General features: G+C 45.3%; 24 protein-coding genes. 14 read left to right on the forward strand and 10 right to left on the reverse strand.

All coding sequences use genetic code 11. The annotated features are described in order from the left end of the window. Positions 1–23: 23 nt before the first annotated feature. The gene (gene hrpB / locus EKN56_RS17350) at positions 24–2,468 is read right to left on the reverse strand and encodes an ATP-dependent helicase HrpB (RefSeq protein ID WP_246019875.1); all 2,445 of its coding nucleotides are present in this window, start codon (positions 2,466–2,468) and stop codon (positions 24–26) included. 374 nt (positions 2,469–2,842) lie between these two features. On the opposite strand from hrpB, the gene sfsA reads away from it, so the two are divergent. The 6 genes from sfsA to EKN56_RS17380 all read left to right on the forward strand — a co-directional run bounded on the left by sfsA (position 2,843) and on the right by EKN56_RS17380 (position 8,708). After that, positions 2,843–3,592, forward strand: coding sequence for a DNA/RNA nuclease SfsA (sfsA, locus tag EKN56_RS17355; protein ID WP_246019877.1), 750 nt, complete (start codon positions 2,843–2,845; stop codon positions 3,590–3,592). Positions 3,593–3,792: 200 nt separating this feature from the next. Next, positions 3,793–4,248: an RNA polymerase-binding protein DksA gene (dksA, locus tag EKN56_RS17360; protein WP_108901630.1), complete on the forward strand. Its 456-nt coding sequence runs from the start codon at positions 3,793–3,795 to the stop codon at positions 4,246–4,248. Positions 4,249–4,345: 97 nt separating this feature from the next. Then, the gene (gene gluQRS, locus EKN56_RS17365; RefSeq protein WP_130593763.1) at positions 4,346–5,245 is read left to right on the forward strand and encodes a tRNA glutamyl-Q(34) synthetase GluQRS; all 900 of its coding nucleotides are present in this window, start codon (positions 4,346–4,348) and stop codon (positions 5,243–5,245) included. Between the two features lie 116 nt (positions 5,246–5,361). After that, a complete protein-coding gene (gene pcnB / locus EKN56_RS17370) occupies positions 5,362–6,750 on the forward strand; it encodes a polynucleotide adenylyltransferase PcnB (RefSeq protein WP_130592959.1) in 1,389 nt (462 codons plus the stop codon). Positions 6,751–6,803: 53 nt separating this feature from the next. Next, a complete protein-coding gene (gene folK, locus EKN56_RS17375; RefSeq protein ID WP_130593764.1) occupies positions 6,804–7,292 on the forward strand; it encodes a 2-amino-4-hydroxy-6-hydroxymethyldihydropteridine diphosphokinase in 489 nt (162 codons plus the stop codon). Between the two features lie 312 nt (positions 7,293–7,604). Further along, positions 7,605–8,708 carry a GGDEF domain-containing protein gene (locus tag EKN56_RS17380; RefSeq protein ID WP_130592960.1) on the forward strand — a complete coding sequence of 368 codons (1,104 nt, stop codon included), beginning with the start codon at positions 7,605–7,607 and terminating at the stop codon, positions 8,706–8,708. 1 nt (position 8,709) lies between these two features. Here the strand turns inward: EKN56_RS17380 and EKN56_RS17385 are convergent, their stop codons facing one another. From EKN56_RS17385 to EKN56_RS17400, 4 genes are all read right to left on the reverse strand, one after another. Then, complete coding sequence (locus EKN56_RS17385) at positions 8,710–9,996, reverse strand: polysaccharide deacetylase family protein (protein ID WP_130592961.1); 1,287 nt, start codon at positions 9,994–9,996, stop codon at positions 8,710–8,712. A 122-nt stretch (positions 9,997–10,118) separates the two neighbouring features. Continuing rightward, the gene (locus EKN56_RS17390) at positions 10,119–10,772 is read right to left on the reverse strand and encodes a DUF1287 domain-containing protein (RefSeq protein ID WP_130592962.1); all 654 of its coding nucleotides are present in this window, start codon (positions 10,770–10,772) and stop codon (positions 10,119–10,121) included. A gap of 101 nt (positions 10,773–10,873) precedes the next feature. Beyond that, on the reverse strand, positions 10,874–11,644 hold the full coding sequence (locus tag EKN56_RS17395; RefSeq protein WP_130592963.1) for an ABC transporter permease: 771 nt from the start codon (positions 11,642–11,644) through the stop codon (positions 10,874–10,876). Beyond that, positions 11,641–12,567, reverse strand: coding sequence for an ABC transporter ATP-binding protein (locus tag EKN56_RS17400; RefSeq protein WP_130592964.1), 927 nt, complete (start codon positions 12,565–12,567; stop codon positions 11,641–11,643). The genes EKN56_RS17395 and EKN56_RS17400 overlap by 4 nt, the downstream gene beginning before the upstream one ends. 336 nt (positions 12,568–12,903) lie before the next feature. On the opposite strand from EKN56_RS17400, the gene can reads away from it, so the two are divergent. Further along, positions 12,904–13,560 carry a carbonate dehydratase gene (can, locus tag EKN56_RS17405; RefSeq protein ID WP_130592965.1) on the forward strand — a complete coding sequence of 219 codons (657 nt, stop codon included), beginning with the start codon at positions 12,904–12,906 and terminating at the stop codon, positions 13,558–13,560. Between the two features lie 69 nt (positions 13,561–13,629). On the opposite strand, the gene hpt is transcribed toward can, so the two are convergent. Both hpt and EKN56_RS17415 read right to left on the reverse strand, forming a co-directional pair. Continuing rightward, positions 13,630–14,166 carry a hypoxanthine phosphoribosyltransferase gene (gene hpt / locus EKN56_RS17410; protein ID WP_130592966.1) on the reverse strand — a complete coding sequence of 179 codons (537 nt, stop codon included), beginning with the start codon at positions 14,164–14,166 and terminating at the stop codon, positions 13,630–13,632. 173 nt (positions 14,167–14,339) lie between these two features. Further along, positions 14,340–15,008: a TetR/AcrR family transcriptional regulator gene (locus tag EKN56_RS17415; RefSeq protein ID WP_130592967.1), complete on the reverse strand. Its 669-nt coding sequence runs from the start codon at positions 15,006–15,008 to the stop codon at positions 14,340–14,342. A gap of 115 nt (positions 15,009–15,123) precedes the next feature. Here EKN56_RS17415 and EKN56_RS17420 point away from each other — a divergent pair, with 115 nt between their 5' ends. Together EKN56_RS17420 and EKN56_RS17425 are read left to right on the forward strand one after the other, a co-directional pair. Further along, the gene (locus EKN56_RS17420) at positions 15,124–16,335 is read left to right on the forward strand and encodes a Tm-1-like ATP-binding domain-containing protein (protein ID WP_130592968.1); all 1,212 of its coding nucleotides are present in this window, start codon (positions 15,124–15,126) and stop codon (positions 16,333–16,335) included. 9 nt (positions 16,336–16,344) lie between these two features. After that, a complete protein-coding gene (locus EKN56_RS17425) occupies positions 16,345–17,175 on the forward strand; it encodes a phosphoenolpyruvate hydrolase family protein (RefSeq protein WP_130592969.1) in 831 nt (276 codons plus the stop codon). A gap of 107 nt (positions 17,176–17,282) precedes the next feature. Here the strand turns inward: EKN56_RS17425 and EKN56_RS17430 are convergent, their stop codons facing one another. Further along, entirely contained in the window at positions 17,283–17,561 is a 279-nt protein-coding gene (locus EKN56_RS17430) for a YdgH/BhsA/McbA family protein (protein WP_168189680.1), read from the reverse strand. 127 nt (positions 17,562–17,688) lie between these two features. Then, positions 17,689–17,958: a YdgH/BhsA/McbA-like domain containing protein gene (locus EKN56_RS17435; protein WP_130592971.1), complete on the reverse strand. Its 270-nt coding sequence runs from the start codon at positions 17,956–17,958 to the stop codon at positions 17,689–17,691. 339 nt (positions 17,959–18,297) lie between these two features. Here EKN56_RS17435 and EKN56_RS17440 point away from each other — a divergent pair, with 339 nt between their 5' ends. From EKN56_RS17440 to speD, 5 genes are all read left to right on the forward strand, one after another. Further along, the gene (locus tag EKN56_RS17440) at positions 18,298–18,957 is read left to right on the forward strand and encodes a TetR/AcrR family transcriptional regulator (RefSeq protein ID WP_130592972.1); all 660 of its coding nucleotides are present in this window, start codon (positions 18,298–18,300) and stop codon (positions 18,955–18,957) included. After that, entirely contained in the window at positions 18,954–19,277 is a 324-nt protein-coding gene (locus tag EKN56_RS17445) for a helix-turn-helix domain-containing protein (RefSeq protein ID WP_130592973.1), read from the forward strand. The genes EKN56_RS17440 and EKN56_RS17445 overlap by 4 nt, the downstream gene beginning before the upstream one ends. A 221-nt stretch (positions 19,278–19,498) precedes the next feature. Further along, positions 19,499–19,849: a YacC family pilotin-like protein gene (locus EKN56_RS17450; RefSeq protein WP_130592974.1), complete on the forward strand. Its 351-nt coding sequence runs from the start codon at positions 19,499–19,501 to the stop codon at positions 19,847–19,849. A gap of 222 nt (positions 19,850–20,071) precedes the next feature. Beyond that, positions 20,072–20,929: a polyamine aminopropyltransferase gene (gene speE, locus EKN56_RS17455; RefSeq protein WP_130592975.1), complete on the forward strand. Its 858-nt coding sequence runs from the start codon at positions 20,072–20,074 to the stop codon at positions 20,927–20,929. Between the two features lie 42 nt (positions 20,930–20,971). After that, positions 20,972–21,772 carry an adenosylmethionine decarboxylase gene (gene speD, locus EKN56_RS17460; protein WP_130592976.1) on the forward strand — a complete coding sequence of 267 codons (801 nt, stop codon included), beginning with the start codon at positions 20,972–20,974 and terminating at the stop codon, positions 21,770–21,772. A gap of 54 nt (positions 21,773–21,826) precedes the next feature. Here speD and tyrA read toward each other — a convergent pair whose 3' ends face one another. Further along, positions 21,827–22,948 (reverse strand): bifunctional chorismate mutase/prephenate dehydrogenase, encoded by a 1,122-nt coding sequence (gene tyrA / locus EKN56_RS17465; protein ID WP_130592977.1) that lies wholly within the window; start codon positions 22,946–22,948, stop codon positions 21,827–21,829. Between the last annotated feature and the right edge of the window lie 148 nt (positions 22,949–23,096).

Here is a 23,096-nt window from a genome sequence, read left to right on the forward strand (position 1 = left end):
TTTTGCCCGCCGATAAATATCTCTCACCCATTATGAAAACGTTTAGTTTTACGGGTGGGTAGTGCATTCGCCGGGTCGTCAGGCCACACATGCTTTGGATAGCGACCCTTCATCTCCTTTTGCACCTCTTTATAAGCACCCTGCCAAAAAGCCGCTAAATCCTGAGTAATTTGTAATGGTCGATGCGCCGGAGATAACAGCTCAACCACCAAAGAAACCCGACCATCGGCAATCACCGGTGTTTGCTTCTCGCCAAACATTTCCTGTAAACGAACCGCCAGCACTGGCGGTCGATCACTGTCATAACGTATTGGCAAACGTGAACCGGTTGGCACGCAATAACTGACGGGTAATTCATTATCCAGACGCTGACGCTGCTGCCAGTCCAGCTTACGATTTAGCGCCTCAGAAAGATTGACCTGTTTAAGCCCTTTAATATCCCTGACGCCTTTCAGTGAAGGTAATAACCATGTTTCCAGAGTTGCCAACAGTTCATCATCATCTACTGATGGCCACGGATACTGAGGCAGCCACTCCTGAGCTCGCTGAAGACGGGTACGCAGTTGTACTGCCTCTTCATCCCAGACTAAAGCAGAAATACCCTGCGTTCTTACCCACTCCAGCAACGCGGCATGTAGTTGCTCTTCAGAAGGCTTCATTAACGGCTGAGCTTTTAGCACCAGACGATCAATCTGTTGACGCTGCCAGGCTCGCAAGGTTCCCTTCTCTTCATCCCACTCAATAGCGCTCTGTTGCGTAACCAACCGCGGCATACGCTGTACTAACACTTCCGGCTCGATTTTAGCTGCCAGCAACATACGCGCATCAGGGCTGTTAGCCCCTTGCAATAATGAAGCGGCAATCAGCCACTCGGAACGACACAGACCGTCATCGGTATCAATTTGGGCTCCCATACCGTTAGCCAACAGGTAACGCCCCTCTTCCCCTCGTTTTTGAGCAATGCGATCGGCAAAACCCGCCGCCAGTAACAAGGGAATTTCGTCACTATCCGGAGTGCCATTGCGAAACTTTAAACGTTGCCCCAACTGCCGGGCACGTTTTATCCATGCTGTTTGAGGATGCAACAGCCAATAGCTGATATCTTTGGTGCCGCTTCTTGGAGGCTCTTCTACAATAGCGGTCAATAATAAAGCGGTAGCTAAAGAGTCTGGTTTCTGTTTCGCAGCATAAACCAACATCGCCGCCAGTCGGGGTTCACAACCCGTTTCTGCCATCTGACGACCAATTTGAGTTAAGTTTCCCTGTTCGTCGACAGCTTCAAGCTGAATCAACAGCCGTCGGGCGGCAGCCAGAGAAGTGGAAGGCGGTAGATCCAACCAGCGCATTTGCTGAATATCGCGGCAACCCCATTGCAGTAATTCCATGGTCAGACCGGATAAATCACTCTGCATAATTTCGGCTTCGCCCTGCTCTGCAGCACGCTCCGCCTGCTCGCGGGAAAACAAGTGCCAACATGCACCGGCAGATAAACGACCAGCGCGACCGGCACGCTGGGTCATGGAGGCTTTGGAAATACGTTGAGTTATTAAGCGCGTCAATCCGGTTCGCGGGTCGAAACGCGCCACCCGCTCAAGTCCGCTATCGACCACCAGATTAATGCCATCAATGGTCAAACTGGTTTCCGCAATATTGGTGGCTAACACAATTTTTCTCCGCCCTGAAGGCGAAGGGGAAATGGCCTTTTGCTGTTCTGCCAGAGACAACGCAGCATACAAAGGGCAAAGATCGATATCATCCGTCAGGCTACCGAATAGCAAATCATACACCCGACGAATTTCGGCGACGCCGGGCAAAAACAACAGCATCGAACCTGAGTGCTGATTCACTATCTGCCTGACCGCTTGCGCGACCTTCTCTTCAAAATACCCACTGGCTGGCAGCGACAGGTAGTGTCGTTCAACAGGAAAGCTACGCCCTTCAGCAGAAATAACCGGCACATTCGGCAAAAACTGTTGCAAGCGCTGATTATCCAGCGTTGCCGACATAATCAGCAGCTTCAAATCATCCCGCAGGCCATTCTGAACATCCAGTAATAAGCTAAGGGCTAAATCCGCCTGTAAGCTACGCTCATGAAATTCATCCAGAATCACCAGCGAAACATCTTCCAGCATCGGATCCTGTTGCAGCATACGGATCAATACCCCTTCCGTCACCACTTCCAGACGCGTATCAGGCCCGGTCAGGCTTTCAGAACGCATCCGATAGCCAATACACTCACCCACTGGTTGATTCAATTGCTGAGCCAGCCGCTGCGCCACACTACGGGCAGCCAGACGACGCGGTTCCAACATAATAATCCGCCCCGACAGCCAGAATGACTGCTCAAGCAACTTCAACGGCAACCAGGTCGATTTCCCTGCACCGGGCGGCGCCTGCAACAATACACAGGGCGAATGCTGCAAAGCATCAAGCAATGGCTGAAGAACTTCACTTACCGGCAAAGACACGCATAACCTCAATCAGATAACTTAGGTATCAAAATAAATTCAATCGGCCCATAGTGTACCAGCCGCCAAAACAACCGACAGGATAACTTTCATTGATTTACCAAACTGGACACATGGTGAATAATAGGCCGCGTTAAAATCGACCTGACATCAACCGACAAAGCTCTTTATCTGTTAGCAATGCTAATCGTTGGGAGAGGCCGCCGTTGGGGTCGTAGCAGCTTTAGCTGCCGAAGCGCCCCTAGGCGGACTAGGCCCAACGCGCTCCGTTTCCAAGTACAAATGGTCTTCCGTCCGAGCACAACGTAAACATAAGCAAATTGCTTTTACGGCCGGAACCTCCACGAAAGCTAACACAACCAAGATCGCAACCATTGACCGGAGTTTCAAAGCGACCTTTAAAAACCAATAGGATCTCCCATGAACTTCACCCCCCACTGCAATCCGCCACGCTAATCAAACGCTACAAGCGTTTCCTTGCCGATGTCATCACTGCGCAGGGGGAAGAACTCACGCTACACTGCGCCAATACCGGAGCCATGACCGGCTGCGCTGAGCCCGGCGATACCGTCTGGTACTCCACCTCAGATAACCCTAAGCGAAAATATCCCCACTCATGGGAACTGACCCAAACTCAAGCCGGCGATATGATTTGTGTTAATACATTACAAGCCAACGCACTGGTGAAAGAGGCGCTGGAAAATCAGTGGATTAAAGAACTAAGCGGCTACAGTTCGCTGCGCAGCGAAGTTCGCTATGGTGATGAAAACAGCCGTATCGATTTTCTGTTAGAGCATCCCGGGCGACCGAAATGCTATGTTGAAGTAAAATCCGTCACTCTGTTACAGCAGGGCTGCGGCTATTTTCCCGACGCGGTCACAACTCGGGGCCAAAAACATCTGCGTGAGTTACAAATAATGGCAGAAAATGGACATCGCGCTATGCTTTTCTTTGCCGTGCTACACAGTGGAATTGACAGCGTTAAAGTGGCACAACATATTGACCCAGTTTACGCAAAGCTTTTTGAACAAGTTAAGAAACACGGTGTCGAAGTCGTCTGTTATAAAGCCAGACTATCGCCAACAGAGGTGATACTACAAAGTCCGGTATCCGTCACAGGTTAAATTTTCAGGTAAAAAGTAATAAAAGAAGATAGTTTTGGTCAAATAACCAGCAGTTACACCAGCATGAACATGCTTTTCTTCACAGCATTGTCATACTTAAGACAGGAAAAATTGCTAACTTCATCTTCATCTGTTATTTATAGCGGCCTGATTTTTTCTCTAGTGTAAAACTACAACGCGTATTTTGTAGGAGAAGCAAAATGCAAGAAGGGCAAAAGCGTAAAACATCGTCCTTAAGTATCCTGGCTATCGCAGGCTTAGAGCCTTATAAAGAGAAGCCGGGAGAAGAATATATGAACGAAGCCCAGCTTAAACATTTCAAGCTGATTCTTGAAGCATGGCGTGGCCAATTGAGAGACGAAGTCGATCGTACTGTCAGCCATATGCAAGACGAAGCGGCTAACTTCCCCGACCCTGCCGACCGTGCGACGCAGGAAGAAGAGTTTAGTCTGGAACTACGGAACCGTGACCGTGAGCGTAAGCTGATCAAAAAAATCGATAAAACTCTGCAAAAAATCGCAGAAGACGATTTTGGTTACTGTGAATCCTGCGGCGTTGAAATCGGTATTCGCCGCCTTGAAGCTCGTCCTACTGCCGATCTGTGTATCGACTGTAAAACGCTGGCTGAGATTCGCGAAAAACAAATGGCAGGCTAATCTGTCCGTTATATCTGAATCCCTTATTGGTTCTGCCACCTTTTGATGGCAGAACTGGGAAACAGTGATAACGGATTCAGGCTGTTTAACCACGTTAATGACTAACCGTTATGTGGGGCGTTTTGCCCCCTCTCCTTCCGGAGATTTGCATTTTGGTTCCCTGATTGCCGCGCTGGGCAGTTTTTTGCAGGCGCGGTCAAATCATGGGGATTGGTTAGTTCGTATCGAAGATATTGACCCTCCCCGAGAAGTAATCGGCGCAGCCTCCCGTATTCTGGCCACTCTGGAGCATTATGGACTGCACTGGGATGGTGAAGTACTCTACCAGTCTCAACGCAGCGACGCCTATCGTCAGGTTTTACATCAGCTTTATCAGCAAAAACGTTGTTACTATTGCCACTGCACCCGCGCCAGAATTCAGCAGTCGGGCGGTATTTATGATGGGCACTGTCGCAATTTATCGCTTCCCTCTCAGGATGCATCTTTGCGATTGCATGTAACACAACCGGTTTATCAGTTTCACGATAAGCATCTGGGAACACTGGTGGCCGAACCCGCCTTTGCCAGTGAAGATTTTATTATCCATCGTAAAGATGGATTGTTTGCCTATAATCTCGCCGTGGTGGTGGACGATCACTTTCAGGGAGTAACAGAAATTGTACGGGGTGCAGATTTAATTCAGCCAACCGTACGACAAATCGCCCTGTACCATCAGCTAGGTTGGAAAGAGCCTGACTATTTCCACCTGCCACTGGCGTTAAATAATCAGGGGCATAAACTGTCAAAACAGAACCATGCCCCACCGTTATCCCTTGACCACCCTCTGCCAATACTGGCTGAAGCCATGCAGTTTTTAGGACAATCACTGCCTGATGACTGGCAGGATGCTTCCATCGAAGCATTACTGGCGTGGGGTGTTAACCATTGGAACCACAACCGCGTACCCGTAACGCCGGAGCTAACCACACACTTTCCATTCTCAAATGATTCAGTGTGAGCTATTATAGGCCGCCGTTTACCATACGTGGTTTACTGACTACTATTTGATTATTTGATGAGTCTCCTGAACGGCGCCGCTCATCGCTGACAGATACACTATGACCGAGGTGCCCTATTTTTACCCGCGTAGCTAATTTTTGCCGCAAGGTACTCACCCGAGAGTCTGATTCAGACATACAGGAACAGAGCCACAACACTGATGATGTGGTGATCATTCCCCGTGCGCAGCACACCATTTCTCGTAAGGACATTAGCGATAATGCCCTGAAAGTCCTGTACCGATTAAATAAATCGGGATATGAGGCCTATCTGGTTGGCGGCGGTGTCAGAGACCTGCTGCTGAATAAAAAACCAAAAGACTTTGACATCACTACCAATGCGACACCGGAACAGGTGCGTAAACTGTTTCGCAACTGCCGCCTGATTGGTCGCCGCTTTCGCCTAGCCCACATTATGTTTGGCCCGGAAATTATCGAAGTTGCTACCTTCCGTGGTGTGCACAGCGATAACAATGACAAAAATGAATCTCAGCAGGCTAATAACGGTATGCTGCTGCGCGATAACGTCTATGGTTCCATTACTGAAGATGCTCATCGTCGCGATTTTACCGTTAACAGCCTGTACTACAGCGCCGATGATTTCACCCTGCGTGATTTCACCGGAGGGCTGCAAGATTTACAACAGGGCATTATTCGCCTGATTGGCGATCCGGAAACCCGCTATCGTGAAGATCCGGTAAGAATGCTCAGAGCGATTCGTTTTGCCGCCAAGCTTGATATGCGCATTGAGACAGCAACGGCAGAGCCAATTACCCGCTTAGCCCATTTGTTGCGTGAGATTCCCCCGGCTCGGTTGTTTGAAGAAGCCTTAAAGCTGTTGCAAGCCGGATACGGTTATCCTACTTATCAATTACTGCGTGAACATAACCTGTTTAAGGCGTTATTCCCACTCATTGATAAGAGCTTTACGCCTCAGGGCGACAGCAACATGGAGAAGATCCTCAGTCAGGTGCTGAAAAATACTGACCAACGTCTGCAAAATGGAAAGCGCGTTAATCCGGCGTTCCTGTTTGCAGCGATGTTGTGGTATCCGCTGGTTGAACACGCTCAAAAACTCACTCAGGAAAGCGGTCTGGCCTATTACGACGCCTTTGCTCTTGCCATGAATGATATTCTGGATGAACAGTGTATGACGCTGGCGATTCCTAAACGTATTACTTCATTAGTGCGTGATATCTGGCAATTACAGCTACGCTTGCCGCGTCGTCAGGGTAAGAAAGCCTATAAGCTGATGGAACATCCTAAATTCCGTGCTTCGTTTGACTTATTGCTGCTCAGAGCCGAGATTGAAAAAGGTGAAGTGCAAAAACTTAGCCACTGGTGGGATGAATTCCAACAGGCGGATATGCAACGCCAGAAGACCATGCTTAACGCGCTGGGTGATGAACCATCACGCCATCGCCGCTCGCGGCGGCCACGCAAGAATACGCCAAAGCCGCAATAACTATCTGACTTAAGCCTCCTGACGGAGGCTTAATAACATACCGGACAGAGATGATGACTCAGGTATTTATCGCATTAGGCAGTAATCTTAACCAGCCGCTGGCGCAGGTTGAAGCGGCACTGAACGCTATAAAGCTGATCCCTCAGACTCGTCTGGTCGCCTGCTCGCCGTTCTATCGCACCAAACCGTTAGGTCCACAAGACCAGCCTGATTATCTGAATGCGGTAGTAGAGTTGGATACTCAGCTTGCTGCTGAGAGTCTGCTTGATGCCACTCAGGCTATTGAACTCAATCAGGGTCGGGAAAGAAAAGAACATCGTTGGGGACCCCGTACGCTGGATCTGGATATTTTACTGTTTGGCAACCAGACTATTAACACCCCGCGTCTGACGGTACCTCATTATGATATGCATAACCGGGGATTCATGTTGTATCCACTGGCTGATATCGCTCCGGAGCTGATCTTTCCTGATGGCAGCACGCTGGCTTCGCTGCTGTCTCAGGTATCGGCTGATGGACTAGAACGTTGGTTTCCTGAATAATACCGTCGCTAACACAATCACATGATTAGTTATAAATACGTCTCTGGTGGCTAATTGAAGTAATTGCCTGAGCTGCTGACCAACCAAAATAAATTGGAATCAATGGATATTTCGATCGTGAGATCGGACGTGTTTATACTGACTTTATACCGACCGAAAACCTTACCTGTTTGTTTCTTATATAACTCCTCAACATTACCCATATTTTTGCTATGGTTTTTGCCAAAAAGACATTAACTATCTATGCTTATAATATCAATTTGAATTATTAAATATAAATACAAACTACTCTTTGGTATTTGGAACTCTTTTATGCTTTTTGACGGTATCATTATTAATATCAGCATTATGCTGACTGGGTTTTATTTCATTTCAAAACTTACCACATCACCTTTAGATGCTGAGCTTTCTCTGAGCAAAAAGGTACAAGTTGGCCTGTGTAATGGTTTGTTATGCTTTGTTTTAATGAAGTTTGCTATTCCTACTATTCACTACACTTTTATCGACCTCAGACATATTCCGCTGATTATTGCTGCCTGTTATGTTGGCCCAATCCCAACGCTTATCACGGCATTCATTATTTCAGCGTCTCGTCTTACCATCAGCTTTAACGATACCGCCATTCTCATTTCGGTTCTTTATGGTTTATTGGGAATGACTTTGGCGCTTTGTTCACATTACGTTCAACGTTCTTTATTTTATCGGGCCATATTATTCAGCATGATTAGCCTGATATTTATCTGTTTGGGCTCTTTTATAGTGACGCAAGATATCGCTAAGATCGTCAAATTCTGCCTTATCATGACCTTTTCATCGGTTATTGGTATGCAGTTCTCTTTTATGCTGCTAAAAGATATCAGGCAACAAAAGATGAAAGTATTAACTTATCAAGGTCAGGCACAGCGGGACTCTCTCACCAGTTTACTCAATCGCAGGATGTTCGATCAGGTTATGCAAAGCATCGACCTGTCAAAAAAGCATACGGTTCTGATGTTGATGGATGTGGATCACTTTAAACGCGTCAATGATAATTACGGTCATGATGCCGGTGATAAGGTACTAAAGGATATCGCCCATATTTTGGATTCCTATACCGCTTATGGGCGAAAAATCTTTCGTATTGGAGGAGAAGAGTTCGCTTCTATTCTGACAGATTGCCCCGTTCCACTGGCAAAGAAAATAGCAGAAGAGATCCGTAAAAAAATAGAATCTAATCTCTTCGAATTACCCGATAATCAACAGATTAATATCACTATTTCAATTGGTATTAGTAGCAGCGAACAGCAATACGATAATGAGCCATTATCACTGTTTCAGCGTGCTGATCTGGCGTTATACCAGGCCAAATCAAACGGTAGAAATCAAATCAGCTATATGTCCGATGATATTTCTTTAGCGCTCATCGCCAACGGCTAATTTATTGCTTTGGTACCATCGGTTTAATATCCGAACGGGTATTCGCAATACGTTCCGCCATTGCCTGAATGCTGTCTGAACTTAAGATATACAACCGTTTAAGGGTAAAAGGATTATCTCCTGGTTTAACCTTTCCTCTGACGGTAGTCACCGCCAGACGATATCCCGCCAGTTTCGCGGCCTGAATCGCATTGTCGTTATAACCGCCAAACGGGTAAGAAATATATTGTACCCGTGGATTAAATTGGGTTAATGCCCGACGGGAACGTTCGAAGTCTAACTCAATATTATGTTCATCGCGGCTCAGTAATACCGGGCGTTTATCATCCGAGTAACGATGAAGAAAATGGGTATGCGATTGAATATCAAACACGTCCTGAATCTGTTTAAGCTCACTGATACTCATAAACTGCAAAGAGTTCGGATCCCAGGTTTGAGGATTATGCTTAATCCGCGATGAAATAATAAAAGCCGTCGCCTGAAGCTCATACTTTTTCAAAATCGGGTAAGCATAGCGATGCACCGATTTCAATCCATCATCAAAGGTTAACACCACCGCCTTCGCCGGAATATTAAGGGTATTATTCAAATAGCCCTCTAATTGATACAGGCTGATAGTTTGATAATTCGCCTGCTTGAGATAGGCCATTTGATTATCAAATGCCGTCACAGAGGTGGTGGTTGAGGTATGCCGAAAATATTTATTCTCGCTGTCCTGCAAAATATGGTGATACGTCAGTACCGGAACGCCGTTATCCAGTTCGCACTCGTCCGCCTGAATGTATTTAGCATCATCACCGATATTGATTTCATACCAAAGAGAACCATCTTCGCCTCTTAAACGACCAAGAATGGGATAACGTAGATTTTCGTTCAGCACCCCAAAAACTTTGCTGGTATCTTTTGGCCGATCGTAAATCGTCGTTGGGCGTACGGTAATCAGGTTTTGATTAAGCTTTTGCAAATCGGCTAATGCCAATCCTAAGGCTTTTTTCGATTTACTCAGCGGTAATACTGCATCTTTCGGAATTAACCCATGAGCATTACCAAAAGTAAACTCGTAGTAGTTTGGGCTCAGGGGATAGACCATAATCTCCTGATCTTTATCCAGACTACCCACGTTAATAATGTCATTGCCAACTTGAGCCATGATCTGGCTGTCACGAATAATGCGTACCTGGACTGGTTTTATATCATCACTTTGTAATTCGCCTTCCGCCGCAGCGCAGGCCGAAAATATAAACAAAGGTAATGTAATCAGCGTAATGAGGAGAGACTTAAGACGCATAAGTTATATTTTTCTTATAGGAATACAAAACACCGGAAAGAGTAGAACTGAATATTAAAATTGTTCTTATGCAATTATGTAATAAAGTGCCTGATTACTGGATCGACACATCTGGCAAGCCTCTATTTATTAAAATAGCGGTAATGCCCATTAATCTTCCATAAAAACAGAATGTCTTCAGCCCGAGCTCCGGAACCTATATTGTGCACAACCAACGGCCTGCCTTCGCGGGTATAACGATCGGTCACAATACCTATATGGGGTAGTCCATTATCCAAACGCCAGGAAACAATGTCACCGGGTAAGTAATCCCTTGCATTGAGTGAGACTGGCTGTTCCATTTTATGCCGTTTAAAATAAGTTTCAAGATTCGGCACTCGTCGATGGTCAATATTTGTATCGGGTCTCTTCAATCCCCAAATTCGGGGATAAGAAGAAAAATTACCTTTCATGTCCTGATGCACCAATTGCTGTAAATCCGCCCCTTGCTGACGCAAGGCCCGAATCACCACATCAGAACAAACACCCCGTTCTATATCAACATCACCACCGGGGTATGGCAAAGAAACATAAGCCGGATCGTAATAACGCGTTTTTCCTATTTGCTCTTCAGCGCTGAGTGCCAATGCCTGATTAGTCTGTTGTTTCACCGTTGTTGCAACAGTAGATGCCGCAGGGGAAAGCGGTGTCTGACTGTCTGACTGAAGAGAGGTGCTGAAAAAAATAGCCGCACCAGACATCAGCAAAAGTGCTACAACCGTACTGAAAATCTTCATCCCTGAATCCTTTTCTTACAGCCTTAACAGAAAAGCCCAAAGATAAATGTGATTTGATTAAAATCGCATTTAAATTCGGGCTTCGCACCGCGTGGTTATCACTAACTACGTAAACCACGTCCGCGAGAAATTAACCACCAGCTTAGCAGATAAAATGCCACGGTAAACGCAATTAACACTCCAAAAGTCAGGGTTAATGTGACGTCTGAAATACCAAGGAAACCGTAACGGAAACCGCTGATCATATAAACGATAGGGTTTACTTTTGACACCATCTGCCAAACCGGAGGCAGTAACGTCAGGGAATAAAACACCCCACCCAGATAGGTCAATGGTGTTAATACGAAAGTTGGTACGATGCTGATATCATCAAAGGTTTCAGCAAAAATAGCGTTCACCAATCCGCCTAACGAAAACAGCACTGAGGTCAGCAGCAGCGTTACGGCAATCACCCACCAGGAGTGAATTTCCAGCGAGACGAAAAACAGTGACACCAGCGTAACCAGCACGCCTACGCAAATACCACGGGCCACACCGCCACCCACAAAACCCAGAATGATAATGTGCGTTGGTACCGGTGCCACCAATAGCTCTTCAATACTGTGCTGATATTTGGCACCAAAGAATGATGAGGCTACGTTGGAATAGGAGTTGGTGATCACTGACATCATGATTAAACCAGGCACGATAAACTGCATGTAATCTACGCCCTGCATCTCACCAATACGCGAACCTATCAGGTTACCAAAGATAATAAAATAGAGCGTCATGGTGATCACCGGTGGAACCAGTGTCTGCACCCAGATACGGCCGAAACGAGTGACCTCTTTTATCCAGATACTTTTTAATGCTATCCAGTAGAGATTCATCATTCTGCCTCTTCCTTATAATCATTAACCAAATGAACAAATAACTCTTCGAGTCGGTTAGCCTTATTACGCATACTCAACACTGAAACACCCTGTGCACTAAGCTGAGCAAATACGCTATTTAGCCCCTGTTCTCTTTCTACTTCCACTTCTAATGTCGAGGTGTCCAGTAACCGACTGATATAACCATCCAGATGAGGAATTGGGCTTTTTGGTGCTAAATCGAGAATAAAGGTTTCTGATTTCAGTTTCGCCAGCAGCTCCCGCATCGAGGTATTTTCCACCAGTTCACCCTGACGAATAATACCGATATTGCGGCACAGCATTTCTGCCTCTTCCAGATAGTGAGTGGTAAGAATAATGGTAATTCCCTGTTGATTCAGTTCCTTCAGGAACTGCCACATTGAACGGCGCAGCTCAATATCAACACCGGCAGTCGGTTCATCAAGAATTAATAACTTTGGCTGATGCATTAACGCACGGGCAATCATCAGGCGGCGTTTCATACCACCGGAAAGGCGCATCGCTTTCTCATTGCGCTTTTCCCATAGCTCTAAACGTTGCAGATAGGTTTTAGCGCGAGACAACGCTTCCTGACGAGGAACGCCATAATATCCCGCCTGGGTTATCACAATCTGCATAACCGTTTCGAATGGGTTAAAGTTAAATTCCTGAGGAACCAGACCCAACTGACGTTTGGCATTCACTAAATCATTATCAATATCATAGCCAAACACGCGTACATGACCCGCGCTTTTATTCACCAGAGAGCTGATAATGCCAATTGTTGTGGATTTACCGGCTCCATTAGGGCCAAGCAGCGCATAAAAATCGCCGGCTTCCACGTTCAGATTTATGCCTCGCAACGCTTTCACGCCACCGGCGTAAACTTTACTTAATTGCGATAACTCTAACGCGTATGTCATAAATTAGGGATTACCTTGTATTGATGCAAAAAAATAGAAACGGCCCGTAAAATACGGCCGTTCTTTATGATGCTAGCTTAATCGTTACATCAAAAGTTAACAAATTAAAAATTAACACTTTTGAAACATATCAATCGGGTATAACATAATCTTCTTGCTGTTATCCCTCTACCCAAGGGTCGAGCATGCTATTTTCACTCATGTTCATAGACGCCCGCTCCATCGGTATGAATAACCTGCAACACCATAAACGATAGTCAATCCGTGGTTCTGTTTTGAAAAGTATCACCATTACCTTATATTAACGCCATTAAAAACTACGAGCTATTAAACTGTATGAAAGAAATAGAACGACTAATGCATAATAATGAGGTCTGGTCAGCCAGTATCAGCAAGGACGACCCCGAATTTTTTGAGCGTTTGGCACTTGCACAACGGCCGCGCTTTTTATGGATTGGTTGCTCGGACAGTCGTGTTCCGGCAGAACGGTTAACCGGTCTGGAACCTGGCGAACTGTTTGTACACCGTAATGTTGCTAACCTGGTCATCCATACCGACCTTAACTGTTTATCCGTCGTTCAGTACGCCGTTGAAGTACTCGAAGTGGAACACATTATTATTTGTGGTCACTACGACTGTGGCGGCGTAACGGCGGCAATAAATAACCCGGAGCTGGGCCTGATTAATAACTGGCTGCTACACATTCGCGACCTCTGGTATAAACACAGCTCACTGATTGGTGAACTACCGCCAGAGAAACGTGCCGACCTGCTAAGCGAAATCAACGTCGTTGAACAAGTATATAACCTTGGCCACTCCACCATTGTTCAGTCTGCCTGGAAACGCGGGCAAAAAGTTCTGATTCATGGATGGGTGTACGGTATGCAGGATGGCAGATTACGCGATCTGGAAGTCAGTGCTAATAGCCGTGAATCCCTTGAATTATTGTATCGCAAAGCGATATCTAATTTGCTGCTGACGGACAGTAAGTAAACCCCAGCAGTAATACAATAAAAGCGGAATCATCGAAGAACGGTCATTCCGCTTTTATTTTGCTGTTAATTATTCGTCCAGCAGTACAACCTTACCAACATAAGGCAGATGGCGATAACGCTGTGCGTAATCGATGCCATAACCAACCACAAATTCATCTTCAATCGAGAAGCCAATATAATCGATTGGCACCGGGACTTCACGGCGCGATGGCTTATCCAACAGCGTGCACAGTGCAATAGAGTTAGGCTCACGCAACTGCAAAATTTCACGCACTTTAGTCAGGGTATAACCAGTATCAATAATGTCCTCAACGATCAGCACATCTTTACCACGAATATCTTCATCTAGATCTTTCAGAATCTTAACGTCACGATTGCTGCTCATACTGCTGCCGTAGCTGGAAGCAGTCATAAAATCGACTTCGTGATTTACCGTGATCATACGGCATAAGTCAGCCATAAAAATGAAAGAACCGCGCAGTAGCCCAACCAGGACCAGCTCTTTACCGCTGTCGCGATAGTGTTGATTAATTTGGGTGGCGAGTTCAGCAATACGTGTTTTTACGTCTTGCTCGGAAATCATAACTTCAACAATGTGTTTCATAGAAAAATCCGATCAGTTTACCTGAACGTAGATCCTTTGGCTGAAAGAAAGCACGAGAGTTTACCACAACTCTTTCGCTGGTGCGATGCACGCTTTGGTCGCCAGTGTTGTTGAAATAGTTTATTTATGTATAAAAAATAGCCGGTTAACTAAATAATTAACCGGCCAGATAATTAATTTTTTAACCCGGCGTCTTCTTCAACCTGACGCACAATGGCTTTGCCCATCCACTGAACGATATCCTGAATTTGATCTGAATCCAGGTTCCAGATGTCCTTAAATACCAGAAAAACTTCTGAACCATAAATTAATGAGAAGGCATGTTTCATACGGTTCAAATCTGCTTCAGCAACTCGATTTCTTAACGGCTCTGCAGCCATTTCAACTAAGCGCTTACGGTTACCCCGGACAAACAGTTTTTCTTTATCTGTTTCTTCATCCAGCCGCTGAGCGCGCAAATCAGCCCACTGCTGTAAAGAGACACGTAAAGCCGCTCTCAGCGCACCTTCATGTTTTTCCATCTGAGGATAAGCAAATGACAATAAAGCAGAAATTCTCTCACCTACCGTATCCTGCTGAGGTCGCCACTCTTGTATTGGCCCTAAACTTTCATCGACAATCGTCGAAACCAAAGCACTTTGAGTAGGAAAATAGCGATAAGCCGTCGCACGAGAAACCCCGGCTTCATTCGCCAGCTCAGTAATGGAAGGAAACCATCCCTTCTCAAGCATTTCCATTGCGGTAGAAATTAGCTTATTTAACGTACGGGCCCGAGCACGAGTTAACATTGGTTGCCCTTCATTTGAAGCGACTTTTTTTTCATTTTGTAAGTCATTTCTCATTTTTAATATGATACTCTAGTCTCATTATGGCTATTTTACATACATGGGGTACAGTATGTGACGTTTACTAACTATTACCTCGTCTAAATAAATTCAGAGCCAAGGAAGTGTTACGATGAAAAGAAAAACTGTTTATGTTGCAACAACTTTTGATACCAAAAGTGAAGAGGCTTTTTACATTCGAGACCTGATTAATGCAACTGACCTTTTAGTCACCACCGTTGATTTATCGACCAAATCTCCAGATAGCCAATTTAACACGACCTTTTCTGCACAAGATATCGCCGCTCATCACCCACAAGGAAGCGCAAGCGTGTTTTGCGGCGATCGTGGAAAATCGATGGTCGCGATGGCTCAAGCTTTTGAAAAATTTATGCTATCCCGGGATGACGTAGCAGGAATTATCGGCCTTGGCGGTTCAGGAGGTACATCACTGATTACCCCGGCAATGCAAGCGCTACCAATTGGTTTGCCTAAGCTGATGGTGTCCACCATGGCTTCCGGTGATGTATCAAACTACATTGGTGCCAGCGACATCGCCATGCTCTATTCCGTGACTGATATTGCCGGCCTGAACCGTATTTCTCGCCAGGTACTGGCTAATGCTGCTCATAGCATTGCTGGCGCAGTGAAGTTCGTTATTCCTGAAGTTAAAAATGAAAAACCCGCTTTAGGTCTGACAATGTTTGGTGTGACAACACCCTGTATGCAGGCCATTTCAGCCCAGCTAACCGATAAGTTTGACTGTCTGACTTTCCACGCAACTGGCACCGGTGGCACCGCAATGGAAAAACTGGCGGCCAGCCACTTGCTGGACGGACTGCTGGATATTACTACGACTGAAATCTGCGACCTGCTGTTTGGTGGAGTACTGGCCTGTGGCCCTGACCGTTTAGATGTCGTGGCGCAAACCGAACTTCCTTACGTTGGCTCCTGTGGCGCGCTGGACATGGTCAATTTCGGCAACCCTAATACCATACCGGCCCACTATAAAGATCGTCTGTTCTACCCTCACAATGCTCAGGTAACGTTAATGCGTACCACCAAAGAAGAAAACCAACAAATGGGTGAATGGATCGGTCGCAAACTGAATGCCTGTCATGGAGAAGTACGTTTTCTGATACCTGAAGGCGGTGTTTCTGCTCTGGATGCGCCAGGCCAGCTATTCTGGTCACCAGAAAATGATGCCGCTCTGTTTGAAGCCCTGGAAAAAACCGTGATCCAAACCGAACGCCGTCGTCTGATCCGCGTTCCTTACAACATTAACGATCCGCGTTTTGCCGATGAGGCTGTTAACCAATTTCATCAAATCTGGAACAAAAAATGAGGAGTCCCTATGTCACGTTTTACCCGTGAAGAACTATTGCAAAAATTTCGCGCCATGATTGCACGTAAAGAACCAATTATCGGCGGTGGTGCCGGTACTGGGCTGTCAGCTAAGTGTGAAGAAGCGGGTGGTATCGACCTGATTGTTAGCTATAACTCAGGACGCTATCGCATGGCGGGTCGTGGATCTCTGGCTGGTTTGCTGGCCTATGGCAATGCTAACGATATCGTTATGGAAATGGCTAAAGAAGTTTTACCGGTAGTAAAAAATACGCCGGTTTTAGCCGGTGTTAACGGTACCGATCCTTTCGTTAACCTTGATGTATTTTTAGACGATGTGGCTCGGGTTGGCTTTTCCGGAGTACAAAACTTCCCTACTGTTGGTTTGATCGATGGTAACTTCAGGGCCAATCTTGAAGAAACCGGTATGGGATATGGACTGGAAGTTGAGATGATCCGTAAGGCTCATCAAAAAGGCCTGCTGACTACGCCATACGTCTTCAGTGAAGCTGATGCCATCGCCATGACGGAAGCCGGTGCAGATATCATCGTTCCTCATATGGGCCTAACTACTGGCGGTAACATTGGTGCAGAAACGGCAATGAAACTGGAAGATTGTGTTCCAATGATCAACGCCTGGGCTAAAGCGGCTAAAAGCGTACGCAAAGACATTATTGTACTGTGCCACGGCGGCCCTATCTCCTCTCCGGAAGATGCGCATTACATTCTGGCTAACTGCCCGGATTGTGATGGTTTCTACGGAGCCAGCTCGATGGAGCGTCTGCCAACGGAAGTCGCACTGACGGATACTACGCGCCAGTTTAAGAATATCACTCGATAACGACGAAAAAGCCCGCCGGTATTGAACTGGCGGGCATAAGTTGATGACAAAATCTGATAGCTCAGTTTAATGTCTTAAGATAGCCAATCGTTGGTCAGCAGTCTTAGCTATTTATAAATCTCCGCAGAAACCCGCCAGTAAGGTGATGTATCAAAAGAGCGGGCGCCAATAACGCGAAAATAGATCGCTCCCGCTTTCTCCGCTTTCTCCCCTATCGCCTGTACCGCCTGATCTAATGTCTCGACTCTTACCGTATCGCTTATTACGCCAAGACTGGTCAGATTCATCTTTTCAGCCTGTTGGGTATTAATAATTTCAGTGATGGCATAGGCCGAATTAACACTTAAGGCGAGAAATGCAGCAGTCAGTATCGAAGATACCTTCATGGCTTTCATCCTTCAGGATTTTACATTCTGCTTATCATACGCTGGATTTTCAGGAGGGAGAAGCTATCGTGGAGCCGGATACCTGCCTGACGGCAGGTTATCCATAGCGAGGTTTAGCAATCAGAAATTAACGATAAATCTCTGCGGCAACACGCCAGTTATTTGAGTCATCATTAGAGTTAGCAGCAATGACACGATAGTAAGAAGCATGTTGGCTTTCCGCTTTTTTAGCGATAGCGCTAACTGCCTGATCCATATCAGCTACGCGAACTGAACCTGAAATAGTACCCATGCTTTGTAAGCTGGCGGCCTGTTGGCTGCTGACTTCAGTCGCTGCATAAGCAGAACCAACGCTAAATGTTAATAACAGAGCTGCTAAAGTGGTTGATACTTTCATGATATATACCTTCTTAAATTTTCAAATTTTTTGAATATGATTTTCAAAATAATTAAACTAAAAATCAAAACAAAATTTAACACATTGATTAAAATGGCTAATAACGAAAAATCTAAGTCAATTTAATTCAAAGCTTGAGTGAATAATAAAGTCAAAAATGTGATCTGGATTAGCTTTTAATGCTTATTTTTTTTAACATTTGCACAATTATCATTCAACAAAACCAACACATTTCAGTAAATTCACACACTTAACCCCTTTTGATTTTTAGTGCTATCAAAGTTGATTCTTTCTTTTTAATAAAATACTGTACCGTACAGTACGAATACGGAGAGAGAAATGGGATTAAGTAAAGAGGATCGCAGAACACACATTCTTCAGAAAGCCACTGATATCTTTCTAAATCATGGCTATGAGCGCACATCTATGGACGAAGTTAATGAGTGTATCGGTTGTTCTAAAGCCACTCTCTACAAGTACTTCAGCTCTAAACAAGAGTTGTTTATCAATGTAATTGACCATGCGGTTCATACCTATACTCAGGTCATTATTAATACCACCGCCCAGCTACAAAACCGAAAGATCGATTGTTGGCAATCATTACACAATTTTGGCGTCAGCTATCTGAATCTGCATTTATCACCGGTGATGATGAAAATTACTCGCATGATTATTGCCGAATGTGAACACACCGGCATCGGTGAATTAATGTATCAACGAGGCCCGCAAAAGGGTTGGATGAAAATATCAACTCATCTTGAGTCGCTTATGGAGCGCGGTATTTTACGTCATGCAGACCCATTTACTACCGCAATGCAGTTTAAGGGGTTACTTGAGTCAGGGCTCATTGATAAACAACTGCGTGGAGCGATTTCAAATGTAAGCGAAGAAGAGGTTCAGCGTCAGGCATCTAATGCTCTCGACACTTTTCGACGCGCTTATGAAATAAATCAGGATGCAATATCCCCAAATATGAAAATGGACGGAAATAGATCATGATTCAAACCAACATTATTCAAGACTTGGTTTTCTGGATTGAAGGCCATCTGGAAGAGCCGCTGAATGTTAAGCGCGTAGCCTCAAAATCTGGCTACTCTCAATGGCATTTGCAGCGGTTATTTAAAGATATTACCGGTGACTCACTGGCTTATTATATCCGCAAAAAACGTTTGCAAAGTGCCGCTTCAGAGTTAAAGCAGAGCAAAAGAAGTATTGCGGAAATCGCTTATCAATATCAGTTTGACTCACAGCAAAGTTTTACCCGGGCATTTAAGAAGATGTTCTCTACTACCCCTTCTGACTATCGCTACCACAGCTAAAAAGTACTGTCTGAATATTTTCAGACAGTACTTTTTGTCAAAAAATGAAAATGCCATAAAGCCGATCGTAACAATTAAAATTGTGCCAAAACTGGACAAAACCGCAGATACCCTATCAGAATGAAGATATAGAACTCGCTGTATCACAACGGTATAAAAAGATTTGTCATCGCCTAACTGTATGATACCGTCATTAACTTAATGAATTGATTATCTAGCCAATGAACAACAAATCTGTTTTTAATTTACCGTTATTATTACTGTCGCTAATTGGGTTTTCGTCTACCTGTCAGGCATTAACAGAGTCAGAAGCAGAAGAGCTCGCCGATCTGACGGCGGTATTCTTCTATCTGAAAAAAGAGTGCGGATATAAAGATCTCCCTATCCCTGAAATAAAGCGAGCTTTAATCTATTTTGCTCAACAAAATCATTGGGATCTGGCGAACTACAACCAAATTAATATGGAGCAATTAAGTCAGTCAAGTTATGAGGACTTAAACCGCATTCCCGTCGATAAAGATAAGAAGTGTGCAGCGTTGGCTAAAGACTCGTTTGGCATCATGAATAATTAATCAATACAGAACCACGCATTTAAGCTTATTGAGTCTATTCACCAGTCATTTCCCCCATTTGACTGCTGTTTTGCAACGCCAAAGATGATAAACCTTTCCTTTAGGTAACTTCAGGCTAATTCCCTCAATAAAACAATTAAATAGCCATTAATCGTGCATAATCCCCCCTGGTTCGCTATTATATTGCGTTAACTTTTTATCCAGCCCGGAGGATTAGCGGTGATGTCAAATAAAGAAACCTGGTTTGAAACCCTGTATAGCGGCTTTGGCCAGTTTTTTTCTATTAATAAAACTTTATATCACAGCAAAACGGAGCATCAGGATCTGATCATTTTTGAAAATGACCTGATGGGCAGAGTGATGGCACTGGATGGGGTCATACAAACCACCGAGCGCGACGAGTTTATCTATCACGAAATGATGGCCCATGTACCGATTCTGGCCCATGGAAAAGCCAAGCGAATTCTGATTATCGGTGGTGGCGATGGTGGAATGCTACGTGAAGTGTGCCGCCACCAGAGCGTTGAACACATCACCATGGTAGAAATTGATGAAAACGTGGTGGAATTTTGTCGTGAATATCTGCCAAACCACAATGCGGGAGCTTATGAAGACCCACGCTTCAATCTGGTGATTGAAGATGGCGTAAACTTCGTTAACCAAACCGATTTAAAGTTTGATGTGATCATTTCTGACTGTACAGATCCTATCGGTCCGGGGGAAAGTCTGTTTACCTCTGAGTTTTATCAGGGTTGCGCCCGCTGTCTGAATGAAAACGGCATCTTTGTTGCTCAAAACGGCGTGTGCTTTTTACAACAGGATGAGGCGATTAACAGCCACCAGAAACTCTCTACCTATTTTGAAGATGCCAGTTTTTATCAGGCTGCTATTCCCACCTATTATGGTGGCATCATGACCTTTGCCTGGGCCAGCCAGAATCCGCTATTACGTCAGCATGATTTAACGACGCTGGAATCACGCTTTAAATCACTGGGAATTCATTGTCGCTACTATAATCCGGCAATCCACGTTGGCAGCTTCGCCCTGCCCCAATATTTATTGGATGCACTGAATAAATAACACAGCTTTCTCTAACTATAAAACATAAGGCGGTGAACCAAATTGCATAAGCTAAAACTGCACGGCTTCAATAACTTAACCAAAAGCCTGGGTTTTTGTATCTACGATATCTGTTATGCCAAGACGGATTATGACAGAGAGCAATACATTGCATATATTGACGAACAATATAATGCAAATCGGCTGACTGAGATTCTGACGGAAACCTGTTCTATTATCGGCGCCAATATTCTGAATATTGCCCGTCAGGATTACGACCCTCAGGGCGCCAGTGTGACTATTCTGATCAGTGAAGAACCGATGGATCCGAGTCTGGTCGATCAGTCGGAGCATCCTGGCCCCCTGCCAGACTCGGTAGTGGCTCATTTAGACAAAAGCCATATCTGCGTACATACCTATCCTGAAAGCCACCCTCAGGGCGGCCTGTGCACTTTCCGGGCGGATATCGAAGTTTCAACCTGCGGCGTGATTTCTCCGCTTAAAGCATTGAACTACCTTATACACCAACTGGAATCAGATATTGTTACGCTGGACTATCGGGTTCGCGGCTTTACCCGTGATGTTAATGGGGTAAAGCACTATATCGACCACAAGATTAATTCGATTCAGAACTTTATGACTGATGACATTACGTCCCTCTACCATATGGTGGATGTAAATGTTTATCAGGAAAATATCTTCCATACCAAGATGATGCTAAAAGAGTTTGATCTTGACCATTATCTGTTTAATGCCAGACCGGAAGACCTGGATCAGCAGGAGCGTCAACATATCACTCGTTTGCTGCGTAAAGAGATGCAGGAGATTTACTACGGCAGAAACATGCCGGAAGTCATGGTATAACCAGATATGCACCACGCCCATTTGGGCGTGGTGGTACAGAAAGGAAATGTTGATTTACTGCCGACTATCATTGGCCTGACGTAACAGCGTTCGACTTTCGTTTAAGAAGCGCGTTGCATAGTCACCAAACCAGCTCTTCACCTGATTAAAACTCTCAATAAACTCGGCCTTATCGCCCGTCTCAATCAGCTTAATCGCCTCGCCAAAACAGTGATAGTAACGCTTAATCAATGCCCGATTATCCTCGGATGACATAATAATATCCGCATACAGCTGAGCATCCTGAGCAAACAAGCGGCCAATCATTGCCAGCTCCAGGCGGTATATTGGCGAAGAGAGTGACAATAGCTGTTCCAGATTGACCTTCTCCTGAGACAGGTTCAAACCATAGGTGAAAGTTGCAAAGTGGCGCAAGGCCTGAATAAAGGCCATATTTTTATCATGTTCCACTGCATCAATGGCGTGCAGCTTCGCTCCCCATACCTGTAATTGATCCAGCAGCCACTGATAGCTTTCTGCCCCTCTGCCATCGCAGTAAGCAATCACCTGTTTTGCCAGGCTGCCAACATCCGGGCCAAACATCGGGTGCAAACCTAAGACGGGCCCCTGATGCACTTCCAGCATTGCCTGTAGCGGTTGATTTTTTATTGAAGCGATATCCACCAGAATGCAATCATCAGGCAGTTTCGGTAAACGCTGGATAATTTGTTCGGTAATGTGGATAGGAACACTGACGATCACCATGCCGGCACCGGACAGAATGGTATCTGCTCTCTCCCAGTCCTGCTGTTCTAATACTCGAATTTGATAACCGGAAAGTTGGAACAGTTTGCTGAACAACTGCCCCATTTTGCCGTTACCACCCACAATGACAATTGGGCCCATCTCCGGCTTTAAGGTTTTAAAGCCTTTATCGTTTTCGCTGGAGTAGGATTCGCGCATGATCCGGCGAAGTACATCCTCAATCAGGTCGGGAGGAACCCCTAAATCGGCAGCCTCTTTACGGCGGGAAGCCAGCATACTGCTTTCACGTTCAGGAACGTAAATAGGTAACCCATGCTGGCTTTTTACTTCACCGACTTCTGCCACCAAATCTAAGCGTTTGGCCAGTAGTTTCAGTAGCGCTTTATCGACTTCGTCGATTTGGTCACGCAGTATTGTTAGTTCAGCCACCATTTTTTGTTGTTCTCCTGGGGTAAGGATGTGGTGTTGTTTTTATAAGCACTTCGTCGCCCTATGGCGACGAAGTGAAGTACTAATAAATTTCAGAGGATACTCCGGCCGTAATAACATAGTGCCCATATCATCCTGGTGCCCGGCTGGG

The organism is Limnobaculum zhutongyuii, from assembly GCF_004295645.1.
GTDB lineage: Bacteria > Pseudomonadota > Gammaproteobacteria > Enterobacterales > Enterobacteriaceae > Limnobaculum > Limnobaculum zhutongyuii.